Source organism: Amycolatopsis pittospori (assembly GCF_013870525.1).
GTDB classification, from domain to species: Bacteria; Actinomycetota; Actinomycetes; order Mycobacteriales; family Pseudonocardiaceae; genus Amycolatopsis; species Amycolatopsis pittospori.
In genome coordinates, this window is the sequence record NZ_JACBXD010000005.1 from 26,042 (window position 1) to 37,766 (window position 11,725).

At 67.3% G+C, this 11,725-nt stretch carries 13 protein-coding genes and 1 tRNA gene; 11 read left to right on the plus strand and 3 right to left on the minus strand.

All coding sequences use genetic code 11. The annotated features are described in order from the left end of the window. Positions 1-37: 37 nt before the first annotated feature. The 6 genes from H5J31_RS04000 to H5J31_RS04025 all read left to right on the plus strand — a co-directional run bounded on the left by H5J31_RS04000 (position 38) and on the right by H5J31_RS04025 (position 4,009). Positions 38-232, plus strand: a complete 195-nt coding sequence (locus tag H5J31_RS04000; RefSeq protein ID WP_181771065.1) for a DUF3046 domain-containing protein — start codon at positions 38-40, stop codon at positions 230-232. A 206-nt stretch (positions 233-438) separates the two neighbouring features. Further along, a complete protein-coding gene (gene recA, locus H5J31_RS04005; RefSeq protein WP_181771066.1) occupies positions 439-1,479 on the plus strand; it encodes a recombinase RecA in 1,041 nt (346 codons plus the stop codon). Between the two features lie 26 nt (positions 1,480-1,505). After that, entirely contained in the window at positions 1,506-2,033 is a 528-nt protein-coding gene (locus H5J31_RS04010; RefSeq protein ID WP_181771193.1) for a regulatory protein RecX, read from the plus strand. Between the two features lie 182 nt (positions 2,034-2,215). Further along, positions 2,216-2,842 (plus strand): VOC family protein, encoded by a 627-nt coding sequence (locus H5J31_RS04015; protein ID WP_181771067.1) that lies wholly within the window; start codon positions 2,216-2,218, stop codon positions 2,840-2,842. 50 nt (positions 2,843-2,892) lie between these two features. After that, on the plus strand, positions 2,893-3,336 hold the full coding sequence (locus H5J31_RS04020; protein ID WP_181771068.1) for an iron chaperone: 444 nt from the start codon (positions 2,893-2,895) through the stop codon (positions 3,334-3,336). Positions 3,337-3,571: 235 nt separating this feature from the next. Further along, entirely contained in the window at positions 3,572-4,009 is a 438-nt protein-coding gene (locus H5J31_RS04025) for a GNAT family N-acetyltransferase (protein WP_181771069.1), read from the plus strand. A 46-nt stretch (positions 4,010-4,055) separates the two neighbouring features. Here H5J31_RS04025 and eda read toward each other — a convergent pair whose 3' ends face one another. After that, positions 4,056-4,676 carry a bifunctional 4-hydroxy-2-oxoglutarate aldolase/2-dehydro-3-deoxy-phosphogluconate aldolase gene (eda, locus tag H5J31_RS04030; RefSeq protein WP_181771070.1) on the minus strand — a complete coding sequence of 207 codons (621 nt, stop codon included), beginning with the start codon at positions 4,674-4,676 and terminating at the stop codon, positions 4,056-4,058. Further along, complete coding sequence (gene edd, locus H5J31_RS04035) at positions 4,673-6,562, minus strand: phosphogluconate dehydratase (protein WP_181771071.1); 1,890 nt, start codon at positions 6,560-6,562, stop codon at positions 4,673-4,675. The genes eda and edd overlap by 4 nt, the downstream gene beginning before the upstream one ends. A 263-nt stretch (positions 6,563-6,825) precedes the next feature. Here edd and H5J31_RS04040 point away from each other — a divergent pair, with 263 nt between their 5' ends. The 5 genes from H5J31_RS04040 (at position 6,826) to H5J31_RS04060 (ending at position 11,056) form a co-directional block, all read left to right on the plus strand. Further along, positions 6,826-7,113, plus strand: coding sequence for a hypothetical protein (locus tag H5J31_RS04040; protein ID WP_005164726.1), 288 nt, complete (start codon positions 6,826-6,828; stop codon positions 7,111-7,113). Beyond that, positions 7,110-7,940: a hypothetical protein gene (locus H5J31_RS04045; protein WP_181771072.1), complete on the plus strand. Its 831-nt coding sequence runs from the start codon at positions 7,110-7,112 to the stop codon at positions 7,938-7,940. Before H5J31_RS04040 ends, H5J31_RS04045 begins: the two co-directional genes overlap by 4 nt. A 51-nt stretch (positions 7,941-7,991) precedes the next feature. Continuing rightward, positions 7,992-9,908: a fumarate reductase/succinate dehydrogenase flavoprotein subunit gene (locus tag H5J31_RS04050; RefSeq protein WP_181771073.1), complete on the plus strand. Its 1,917-nt coding sequence runs from the start codon at positions 7,992-7,994 to the stop codon at positions 9,906-9,908. Beyond that, positions 9,905-10,657, plus strand: a complete 753-nt coding sequence (locus H5J31_RS04055; protein WP_181771074.1) for a succinate dehydrogenase/fumarate reductase iron-sulfur subunit — start codon at positions 9,905-9,907, stop codon at positions 10,655-10,657. Before H5J31_RS04050 ends, H5J31_RS04055 begins: the two co-directional genes overlap by 4 nt. A 327-nt stretch (positions 10,658-10,984) precedes the next feature. Continuing rightward, positions 10,985-11,056 (plus strand) — tRNA-Glu (locus H5J31_RS04060). 146 nt (positions 11,057-11,202) lie between these two features. Here H5J31_RS04060 and H5J31_RS04065 read toward each other — a convergent pair. Continuing rightward, positions 11,203-11,646, minus strand: coding sequence for a class I SAM-dependent methyltransferase (locus H5J31_RS04065; protein WP_181771075.1), 444 nt, complete (start codon positions 11,644-11,646; stop codon positions 11,203-11,205). Positions 11,647-11,725: the final 79 nt, after the last annotated feature.

Here is an 11,725-nt window from a genome sequence, read left to right on the forward strand (position 1 = left end):
CGCGTTTCGGCCCGGAGCCCGGTCTAGACTTCTCCCGATGCGTATCACGGTCTTCCGACGGCTGATGGCCGACGAATTCGGTCCCGGACGTGCGGAAACCCTTTCCAGGGATCACGTCTTCGGCGAGCTCGGGGGCCGGACCGTCGAACAGGCACTGGACTCGGGAACCTCGGCCAAGGACGTCTGGCGGGCCGTCTGCGACGCCTTCGAGATCCCGCCGGAACGGCGCTGACCTCGGCGAAAGGGCAAGAATCCTAGCGCAACGGCGTGTCGGCCACGGCCTCGAACACACGTTCGTCTATGGTGTTGTCCACAACGGGGTCAGCGATCCACAGCTTGGGCGCGAGGCCTGGAATTGTCGGTGGTCGCCCGTAGCGTCGGACCCGACAGCTCAGAACTGAAACAAGCCCTACCGGCTCAACCAACGAGGTGGACTCCATGGCACCAGCAGCACCCGACAAGGACAAGGCGCTCGAACTGGCGTTGGCCCAGATCGACAAGCAGTACGGCAAGGGCTCGGTCATGCGCCTCGGCGAAGAGGGCCGTGCCCCGATCGCCGTCATCCCCACCGGCGCCATCGCGCTCGACGTCGCGCTCGGGATCGGTGGCCTGCCCCGCGGCCGGGTCATCGAGATCTACGGTCCGGAGTCCTCCGGTAAGACCACCGTCGCGCTGCACGCGGTCGCCAACGCGCAGAAGAACGGCGGCATCGCCGCGTTCATCGACGCGGAGCACGCGCTGGACCCGGAGTACGCCAAGAAGCTCGGCGTCGACACCGACGCGCTGCTGGTCTCCCAGCCGGACACCGGTGAGCAGGCGCTCGAGATCGCGGACATGCTGATCCGCTCCGGCGCGCTCGACATCCTGGTCATCGACTCGGTCGCCGCGCTCGTGCCGCGCGCCGAGATCGAGGGCGAAATGGGCGACAGCCACGTCGGTCTCCAGGCCCGGCTGATGAGCCAGGCGCTGCGGAAGATGACCGGTGCGATGAGCAATTCCGGCACCACCGCGATCTTCATCAACCAGCTGCGCGAGAAGATCGGCGTCATGTTCGGCTCCCCGGAGACCACGACCGGTGGTAAGGCGCTGAAGTTCTACGCGTCGGTCCGTCTGGACGTCCGCCGGATCGAGACGCTGAAGGACGGCGGCGAGCCCGTCGGTAACCGCACCCGCGTCAAGGTCGTGAAGAACAAGGTCGCGCCGCCCTTCAAGCAGGCCGAGTTCGACATCCTCTACGGCAAGGGCGTCTCCCGCGAGGGTTCGTTGATCGACATGGGTGTCGACCAGGGCATCCTGCGCAAGTCCGGCGCCTGGTACACCTACGAGGGCGACCAGCTGGGTCAGGGCAAGGAGAACGCCCGCAAGTTCCTGCTGGACAACCCGGACATCGCCAACGAGATCGAGAAGCGCATCAAGGAGAAGCTCGGTATCGGCGCCGTCGTCGACGCCGAAGCCGCCCCGGCGCCCGTCGACTTCTAAGGAGGCCGGGTTTGCGAGCGCCCAAGGTGGATCCGGCGGAGCTGCCGCCGGACGAGCGGAGGAAGAAGGCCAAGGAGATCTGCTTCGATCTCCTGGCCGCGCGCCCGCGCTCCGCGGAGGAACTCCGCCAGGCCCTGAAACGCAAGGGCTTCGACGAGGAGACGACGGAGACCCTGCTCGGTAAGCTGGACCAGGCAGGGCTCGTCAACGACGCCGAGTTCGCCGAGATGTGGGTTCGTTCCCGTCATGCCACCATGGGTCTGTCACGGAACGCCCTCGTGGCCGAACTCAAACGCAAAGGAATAGATGGGGATATCGCCGTCCAGGCCGCCGACGAGGTGGACCGAGAGGCAGAGGAGCAGCGCGCCCGTGAGCTGGTACGGAAGCGCATGCGCTCCCTGGGCAACGTCGACGAGCAGACGGCGATCCGCCGCCTGCTGGGCGTCCTCGCCCGCAAGGGCTATCCCCAGGGGCTGGCCTACACCGTGATCCGCGACGAACTTCGCGAGTTCGGCGCCGAATCGGTGCTCCCGGACGACGCCGGTCTCGACTGAGCCGTCCTCCACCGAGCCGTTCTTCACCCTGGCTTCCTTGATCTGAGCTGCTCACCGGCCGAGCGGGCCACCTGCCCGCCGGTCGGTGTTTTGCTGTCCGCGAAAGCCTCCTGACCAGCGCCGATGTGACCGATCAGGAATCAAGAAGCACCAGGAGCCCGCCGGGAAATAGCGTTACCGGCATGAACTTCATCGACGCCATCACCCTCGAAGTCACCGACACCGCGGCCGCCGAAACCTTCTACACCAACGCCTTCGGCCTCGACTCCCAGCTGAACCTGCGGGCCTCTCAGGAGCCGAGCACCGGCTTCCGCGGCTACACCCTTTCCCTCACGGTGTCGCAGCCCGCCAACGTCGACGCCCTGATCGAAGCCGCGCTCGCCGCCGGTGCCACAGTGATCAAGCCCGTCGCGAAATCCATGTGGGGCTACGGCGGTGTCGTCCAGGCCCCGGACGGCGCGCTCTGGAAGATCGCCACCTCGGCGAAGAAGAACACCGGCCCGGCCACCCGCGAGTTCGACGACATCGTGCTCCTGCTGGGCGTCGCCGACGTGGCCGCGAGCAAGAAGTTCTACGTCGAGCACGGCCTCACCGTGGGCAAGAGCTTCGGCCGCATGTACGTCGAGTTCGAATCCGGGACGAGCCCCGTCAAGCTGGCGCTGTACCGGCGCAAGGCCCTGGCCAAGGACGCCGGCGTCGCCCCCGAGGGCACCGGATCGCACCGGATCGCGGTCAGCGGCCCCGCCGCGCCGTTCACCGACCCGGACGGCTTCGCCTGGGAGACCTCGGCTCTCGCCGCCCAGTCCTGATGTGCCGCTACCGGATGCCCCCGCCCGCCGCCTACCAAGGAGAAAACGCCATGAGCACCACCACTTACGAAGGATTCTCGGCCGAAGAGAAGGCCGCGATGAAGGAACACGCCCAGGACATGAAGAAGGCGGCTCGGCGCGGGGCGAGCGCAGACAAGGCGGCGGCCGCCGAACAGGACGTGGTCACGAAGATCGCCGAGATGTCCGACGCCGACCGCGTGCTGGCCGAGCGTGTCCACGCCATCGTGAAGACCAACGCCCCGATGCTCGCGCCGAAGCTCTGGTACGGCCAGCCCGCTTACGCGCTCGATGGCAAGATCGTCTGCTTCTTCCAGGCAGCGGCCAAATTCAAGACGAGATACGCCACGCTCGGCTTCAACGAGGAGGCCAAGTTGGACGACGGTGCGATGTCGGCGACCGCTTTCGCCCTGGTCGAGATGACCACCGCGGTGGAGACGCGCATCGCCGCTTTGGTGAAGCAGGCCGTGAGCTGACCTGTGAGCGGCCGCCGTTGGCCTTCGGCTCAGCGGTACGTCAAAAGGCAGGTGTTGCGAAAGCCACTTTCGCAACATTCAACGTTGCGAAAGTGGCTTTCGCAACACCTGCCTTCGCGACATCAAGGCGGCCGTGGTGGGGGCGCGTGAGTGGTAGTGCGCTTTACCGCGCAAGTGGCCACTCCTAGCGCGGCAAGGAATCCCTAGGCTCGGGTGATCACTGGAGGGACACACCATGATCACCATCGCCCCACTCGAACCAGAAGACCGCGAAGCCTGGGAAAACCTGTTCCGCGCCTACATCGCCTTCTACGAACGGGTTTCGCCCCAAGAGGTCTACGACCGTGCCTGGCGTGAATTCCGGGAGGGGGAGCGGATGCACGCGCTCGGCGCCCGGGTGGACGGCGAGCTGGTCGGGATCGTGCACTTTCTCTTACACCCCAGCACTTCCGCGCTCACCGACGTCTGTTATCTGCAGGATCTGTTCACCGCACCGGAAGCCCGGGGCAAAGGCGTCGCGCGAGCGCTGATCGAAGCGGTCGCCGACTGGGCACGGGCCCGTGGCTGTGAACGGGTTTACTGGCACACCAAGGAATCCAACGCGACCGCGCGCCGCCTGTACGACCAGGTCGCGGTCAACCGGGGGTTCATCCAGTACCAGTTACCGCTCTGAAAGCGTGAAGGCCACCCCGGCGCGGGATGGCCTTCACGGTACGACTTCAGAGTTTCGAGGCCTCGGCTGCCAGCGCCTCGATCTTCCCGAAGTCCTTGGCCGCCAACGCGTCCTTCGGCGTCAGCCACGAACCGCCGATGCAGCCCACAGTGGACAGTGCGAGGTAGTCCGGCGCGGTCTTCACGGTGATGCCGCCGGTCGGGCAGAACCGCAGCCCGGGCAGTGGCCCGCCGATCGACTTCAGGTAGGCCACGCCGCCGCTGGCCTCGGCGGGGAAGAACTTCAGCGCGGTCAGTCCGCGTTCGGCCAGCCGCATCGCCTCGGACACCGTGCTCGCGCCCGGCAGGAACGGGAGCCCGGTGTCGAACGCCGCGTCGAGGACCGAGTCGGTGCAGCCCGGGGTCACCAGGAACTTCGCCCCGGCGTCGGCGGCCTGCTTGGCGTGCTCCGGTGCGGTGACCGTCCCGGCGCCGATGACGATCTCCGGGACCTCCGCGGCGATCCGCTCGATCGAGGCGAGTGCCGCCGGGGTGCGCAGGGTCAGCTCGATCACGCCGATCCCGCCCGCGAGCAGCGCCCGCGCGGTGGGGACCGCGTCGGCGACGTCGTCGAGCACGACGACGGGCATCACGGGGGACAGGCCGAGCAGGTCGGCGCCGGTGGTCACTGGGTTACCTCCACAGGGGTCAACGTGTGCGCCGGAGCGCCGAAGTGTTCCGGCGTGAGCGGTCCGAACACGCTCGCGCCCTGATCGGCGGGGCCGACCGCGCGGCGCAGCGCCGCGAACAGCTCCCGGCCGGTGCCGGTCCAGGATGCCTCCGAAGGCGGGGAGTCCACCAGTTCACGGCGGGCGAGTTCTTCGTCACCCACGAAGACGTCCAGGGTCCCGGCCCTCGCGTCGAGGCGGACGACGTCGCCGTCGGCGATACGCGCTATCGGGCCGCCCACAGCGGCTTCCGGGGTCACCTGGATCGCCGCGGGGATCTTGCCCGAGGCGCCGGACATCCGGCCGTCCGTGAGCAGCGCCACCTGGTGCCCGCGGTCCATCAGCACCCCGAGCGCCGGGGTGAGGCCGTGCAGTTCCGGCATCCCGTTGGCCTGCGGACCCTGCTGGCGGAGGACCACGACGACGTCGCGGTCCAGTTCGCCTGCCTCGAAGGCGTCCTTGAACGACTTCTGGTCGGTGAACACCCGCGCGGGGGCCTGGACGATCCGGTGTTCGGGCGCCACCGCGGACACCTTGATCACCGCGCGGCCGAGGTTGCCCGCGACCATCCGCAGTCCGCCGTCGGCGGCGAACGGCCGCCACGCCGGGCGCAGGACGTCCTCGTCGAGGCTGTGCGTCGGGACGTCGCGCCAGACGAGCTCGCCCTCGGACAGGATCGGCTCCTGCCGGTACCGCTGCAGTCCCGGCCCGGCGACGGTCCGGACGTCTTCGTGCAGCAGGCCCGCGTCGAGCAGCGTGCCGACCAGGAACTGGATGCCCCCGGCGGCGTGGAAGTGGTTGATGTCCGCGCTTCCGTTCGGGTACACACGCGCCAGCAGCGGGATCACCGACGACAGGTCGGAGAAGTCGTCCCAGGTCAGCTGGATGCCCGCGGCCGCCGCGATCGCGACGAGGTGCATCGTGTGGTTGGTCGAGCCGCCCGTGGCGAGCAGCGCGATGACGCCGTTGACGACCGCCTTCTCGTCGATCACCCGCGACACCGGCGTGTACTCCTCGCCCCGCGAAAGCGTCACCACGCGACGTCCGGCCTCTTCGGTGAGTGCCTTCCGCAGCGGTGAGTTCGGCTGCACGAAGCTGGCGCCCGGCAGGTGCAGGCCCATCACCTCGACGACCATCTGGTTCGAGTTGGCCGTGCCGTAGAAGGTGCATGTACCCGCCGAGTGGTACGAAGCCGCTTCGGCGTCCAGGAGGTCCTCGCGGGACGCCTTGCCTTCGGCGTACAGCTGGCGTACGCGCGCCTTCTCCTTGTTCGGCAGACCCGAGTTCATCGGCCCGGCGGGGACGAGGATCGCCGGGAGATGCCCGAAGGACAGCGCGCCGATCAGCAGGCCGGGCACGATCTTGTCGCAGACGCCGAGCAACAGGGCCGCGTCGAACATGTCGTGCGACAGCGCGATCGCGGTCGACATCGCGATGACCTCGCGGCTGAACAGCGAGAGCTCCATGCCCGGACGGCCCTGGGTGACGCCGTCGCACATCGCGGGCACCCCGCCGGCGAACTGGGCCACCCCGCCCGCCTGGCGCACGGACCCCTTCAGCATCGCGGGGTACTCCTGCATCGGCTGGTGCGCCGAAAGCATGTCGTTGTAGGACGAGACGATCGCGACGCCCGGCGCCCGCGCGGCGCGCAGTGCCGCTTTGTCGACACCGTCCATCGCGGCGAATCCGTGGGCGAGGTTGCTGCAGTCGAGTCCTCGCCGGACCGGTCCTTCTTCGTGGGCGGCGGCCACGCGCTCGAGGTACGCGGTGCGGGTCTCGGCGCTGCGGGCGGCGATGCGTTCGGTGACTTCGGCGATGATGGGGTGGACGTTCGGGGCGGTGCTCATTGTCCGGCTCCGGATCACTGGTCGTGGTGGTCCGCGGGACGGCAACGCTGACGTCGCTGGGTCGTGACAGTGGCCACAGTACCTCGGGGGAAAGCGCGAATCAAAATCGATACAGAAGATCGACTCGCGTGACCTCCGTCACGCCCCTAGGTTCTACTGTGCTACTTGTCACATTGCACAACGCGCGGCAGAGTCGAGACGGCGAGGATCGCTTGTCCTCTCAGGCTCAAGCGGCCAACCGAACCGACCATCGGGAGGTACCGATGTCCACCACAGAGATCGCCGAGCTTCGGCGAGCCATCGGTCAGCTGAGGCAGTGCGTCGGCGCGCTGCGGTCCCGATACGGCGACGCCTCGGCGGTACGACGCCTGGCGAACGACGTCGAGCGGCTCGACATCGACGCGACGGACCTCGACACGACGCCGAACGCGGTGCCCGCGCAGGCGAAGGCGGCCGATCGCGTCCAGGTGCCCGACACGCCCTACGACCCGGCGCTCTGGCACGGCGCCGATGACGAAGGCGTCGGCGGCTACAAGCGCGACCAGCGGTGAGCGCCCCCGCCGGCAACGAGGCCGGACGGGGTACGGGGGTCCACGCACCCGCGCGGGCCCGGATCGCCGAACGAACGCTGCGCACCGACCGGTGGTGGCTCTCCCCGCTGCTGACCGTCCTCGGTCTCTCCACCTTCATCATCTACGCGACGATCAGGGCCTTCGTGCGCACCGCGTACTGGGTGCCCGAGTACCACTACCTGACGCCGTTCTATTCGCCGTGCGTCTCGGAATCCTGCGTCGAGGGCTCCCGGCATTTCGGGGCCTGGTTCGGCGAACTGCCGGGGTTCATCCCGCTCGGCTTCCTCGTCCTGCCGTTCCTGCTGGGCTTCCGGCTGACCTGCTACTACTACCGCAAGGCCTACTACCGCGCGGTCTGGTTCTCGCCGCCCGCGTGCGCGGTGGCCGAACCGCACAAGAAGTACACCGGTGAGACCCGGCTGCCGCTGATCATCCAGAACGTCCACCGCTACTTCTTCTACGTGGCCGTGGTCGTCTCGCTGATCAACACCTACGACGCGATCACCGCGTTCCACGGCGAGGGCGGCGGTTTCGGCTTCGGGCTCGGCAACATCGTGCTGCTCGGCAACGTGGTCCTGTTGTGGGCCTACACGTTGTCGTGCCACTCGTGCCGGCACGTGACCGGCGGCAGGCTCAAGCATTTCTCCCGACATCCGGTCCGCTACTGGATCTGGACCCAGATCACGAAGCTCAACACCCGCCATATGGCGCTGGCGTGGACGACGCTCGGCACGCTGGTGCTGACCGACCTCTACGTGATGCTCGTGGCCAGCGGCGCGATTTCGGATCTGCGGTTCATCAACTAGCGGCGCGGGAATCTCCCGTCCCCGGCGACAAGCTTCGAGGTGGCTCTTTCTATGACCGAGGTCGAACGGCTCAACTACGACGTGGTGGTGATCGGTGCCGGCGGTGCCGGTCTCCGCGCGGTCATCGAGGCGCGCGAACGCGGCTTCAGCGTCGCGGTGGTGTGCAAATCGCTGTTCGGCAAGGCGCATACGGTGATGGCCGAAGGCGGCTGCGCGGCGTCGATGGGCAACGCGAACTCCAACGACAACTGGCAGGTCCACTTCCGCGACACCATGCGTGGCGGCAAGTTCCTCAACAACTGGCGCATGGCCGAGCTCCACGCGAGGGAGGCGCCGGACCGGGTCTGGGAACTGGAGACCTACGGCGCGCTGTTCGACCGCACGAAGGACGGCCGGATCAGCCAGCGCAACTTCGGCGGGCACACGTACCCGCGGCTGGCGCACGTCGGTGACCGCACCGGACTCGAACTGATCCGCACGATGCAGCAGAAAATCGTTTCGCTGCAACAAGAGGACTTCAAGGAGACCGGCGACTACGAGGCGCGGATCAAGGTCTTCGCCGAGTGCACGATCACCGAACTGCTCACCGAGGACGGCCGGATCTCCGGCGCCTTCGGCTATTGGCGTGAGAGCGGCCGGTTCATCCTGTTCGAGACGCCCGCGGTGGTGCTCGCGACCGGCGGCATCGGGAAGTCCTTCAAGGTCACCTCGAACTCGTGGGAGTACACCGGTGACGGGCACGCGCTGGCGTTGCGGGCCGGGGCGAACCTCATCAACATGGAGTTCGTCCAGTTCCACCCCACCGGCATGGTCTGGCCGCCGAGTGTGAAGGGGATCCTGGTCACCGAAGGCGTTCGCGGTGACGGCGGGGTTCTCAAGAACACCGAGGACAAGCGGTTCATGTTCGAGTACATCCCCGAGGTGTTCAAGGGGCAGTACGCGGACAGCGAGGAAGAGGCCGACCGCTGGTACACCGACCAGGAGAAGAACCGGCGCACCCCGGACCTGCTGCCCCGGGACGAGGTCGCGCGCGCGATCAACTCCGAGGTCAAGGCTGGCCGGGGATCGCCGCACGGCGGAGTCTTCCTCGACATCGCCAGCAGGCTGCCCGCGGAGGAGATCCGCAAACGGCTGCCGTCGATGTACCACCAGTTCAAGGAACTCGCCGACGTCGACATCACCAAGGAGCCGATGGAGGTCGGCCCGACCTGTCACTACGTGATGGGCGGGATCGAGGTCGATCCGGACACCGCGTCGTCGAGCGTGCCGGGGCTGTTCGCCGCCGGTGAATGCTCGGGCGGGATGCACGGTTCGAACCGGCTCGGCGGGAACTCGCTTTCGGATCTGCTCGTCTTCGGCCGCCGGGCGGGGCTCGGCGCCGCGTCCTACGTGTCGGAACTGCAGGACCGCCCCAAGGTCAGTCAGTCCGATGTGGACGCTGCCGCGAAGATGGCGCTCGCGCCGTTCGACCCGCCGGAGAACGGTGTCGAGGAGAACCCGTACAGCCTGCACACCGAACTGCAGCAGTCGATGAACGACCTCGTCGGCATCATCCGCAAATCGGAGGAGATCGAGAAGGCACTGGTGAAGCTCGGCGAACTCCGGGAGCGGATCCTGCGCGTGACCGTCGAAGGGCACCGGCAGTTCAACCCCGGCTGGCACCTCGCCGTCGACCTGCGGAACATGCTGATGGTCAGCGAATGCGTGGCGCGGGCCGCGCTGCTGCGGACCGAGAGCCGGGGCGGGCACACGCGCGACGACCACCCGGGCATGGACGCCCAGTGGCGTAACAAACTCCTGGTCTGCTCGGCCGCCGCCGGCGACAACCCGGTGGTGCCGGAGATCGGCATCGAGGTCAAGGCTCAGACTCCGTTGCGGCAGGACCTGCTGGAACTGTTCGAGCTGTCCGAACTGGGGAAGTACTACACCGACGAAGAACTGACGTCGCACCCCGGGAGTCAGGCATGAGCTACAAGGCGAGTTTCCGGGTCTGGCGCGGCGACGCGGACTCCGGTGAGCTGAAGGACTACACCATCGAGGTCAACGAGGGTGAGGTCGTCCTCGACATCATCCATCGTCTGCAGGCCACGCAGGCCTCGGATCTCGCGGTGCGGTGGAACTGCAAGGCGGGCAAATGCGGCTCGTGTTCGGCGGAGATCAACGGCAAACCGCGGCTGCTGTGCATGACGCGGATGTCGACCTTCACCGAGGACGAGGTCATCACCGTGACGCCCATGCGGACGTTCCCGGTGATCCGCGACCTGGTGACCGACGTGTCGTTCAACTACACCAAGGCACGCGAGATCCCGTCGTTCACCCCGCCCCCGGACCTGAAGCCGGGGGAGTACCGGATGCAGCAGGTCGACGTCGAGCGCTCGCAGGAGTTCCGGAAGTGCATCGAGTGCTTCCTGTGCCAGAACACCTGCCACGTGGTGCGTGACCACGAGGAGAACAAGGAGTCCTTCGCCGGGCCCCGGTATCTGATGCGCATCGCCGAACTCGAAATGCACCCCCTCGACGTCGCCGACCGGCGGGACGAGGCGCAGGAGGAGCACGGGCTCGGCTACTGCAACATCACCAAGTGCTGCTCGGACGTATGCCCGGAGGGCATCCACATCACCGACAACGCACTGATCCCGATGAAGGAACGCGTCGCGGACCGGAAGTACGACCCCATCGTGTGGCTGGGGAACAAGCTGTTCAAGCGGGACAAGTAGAGCCTCGTGAGTGGTAAGGGCGGTTCTAACCGTCCTTACCACTCACGAGGCTTTAAACCGTTTGCGCCCACTCGTCTACCCGTTGCACACTTACCGCACACCACCGAGGGAGGACACATGACGCGACACTGTTACGCCATGCCCCTTGGTATGGAAGAGAAGCACGGCTCCCCGCCGTCGTCCTGACACGACGCCGCATAGGTGGAGCCGCCCTTCGGGAAACCGAACCGGGCGGCTTTTTCGTTATGCGCTCTTCTCGGTGAACCCTTTACTTCTGGAACGAAGCGGTCCGGTGCGCAGTGTGTGCCGGACCGTGTTCCAGGCCAAGGCGCGTTGGTCCAGCGGTACGGATACCGGGTTTTCACCCCGGTGGCATGGGTTCGACTCCCATACGCGCTACGCCCCGGCACGGCGGGGAAACCTGTTCCGTCGTCCGGTGCGGCGGTGTGGGGTCCGTGTGGTCCACACCGCCAGACGCGCACGGTCCGGCGACCGGCCGGGATTCATAGCCCCGGCCAGCCTGGCTCGACACCAGGGTGCGCGACTCAGGACGTCTTACGCGCGCTGTGCACGTCGCCGTGCTCGTCGCGATGCAGCACGATGTCCTGGAAACCCTTGTCCCGCAGGCCTTCTTCCAGGGAAAGACCGTTCGTGGCGACCACCACGAGCAGTCCGCCGGTAGTGAGGCTGGCGGCGATCCGGCCTAGATGGTCGGGAGCGTCCACGAACGCGACGACGATGTCGAAGGACCCCATCACCGGCAACCGGGCCGGCTGATGGACCTCGTAGGAGATCCCGATCGGATCCCGTTCCTCTTCGCGTTGCGCGACCGCGATCAGCACCTGGTCCGCGTCGACCCCGACCACGCGGCGCGCGCCCTTGCCGCGGAACAGCCGCGGATAGCGGCCATCACCGCACCCGACGACCAGGACCGACCTGCCCGCCAGGTCCGGCAGCGCTTCGAGCAGCGTCGCGGCCTGGTCCGCCATAACGCCGACGCTAGCCGACGGTGTCACCCTCCCGACAGGACCAAGAGGCCCTATCCCTGAAGTACAGGAAGGCCCCCTT

Coding starts and splice junctions, on each gene's coding strand:
- H5J31_RS04000 (WP_181771065.1), top strand. CDS start 38: ATGCGTATCACGGTCTTCCGACGGCTGATGGCCGACGAATTCGGTCCC.
- recA (WP_181771066.1), top strand. CDS start 439: ATGGCACCAGCAGCACCCGACAAGGACAAGGCGCTCGAACTGGCGTTG.
- H5J31_RS04015 (WP_181771067.1), top strand. CDS start 2,216: ATGAACTTCATCGACGCCATCACCCTCGAAGTCACCGACACCGCGGCC.
- H5J31_RS04020 (WP_181771068.1), top strand. CDS start 2,893: ATGAGCACCACCACTTACGAAGGATTCTCGGCCGAAGAGAAGGCCGCG.
- H5J31_RS04025 (WP_181771069.1), top strand. CDS start 3,572: ATGATCACCATCGCCCCACTCGAACCAGAAGACCGCGAAGCCTGGGAA.
- edd (WP_181771071.1), bottom strand. CDS start 6,562: ATGAGCACCGCCCCGAACGTCCACCCCATCATCGCCGAAGTCACCGAA.
- H5J31_RS04040 (WP_005164726.1), top strand. CDS start 6,826: ATGTCCACCACAGAGATCGCCGAGCTTCGGCGAGCCATCGGTCAGCTG.
- H5J31_RS04050 (WP_181771073.1), top strand. CDS start 7,992: ATGACCGAGGTCGAACGGCTCAACTACGACGTGGTGGTGATCGGTGCC.
- H5J31_RS04055 (WP_181771074.1), top strand. CDS start 9,905: ATGAGCTACAAGGCGAGTTTCCGGGTCTGGCGCGGCGACGCGGACTCC.
- H5J31_RS04065 (WP_181771075.1), bottom strand. CDS start 11,646: ATGGCGGACCAGGCCGCGACGCTGCTCGAAGCGCTGCCGGACCTGGCG.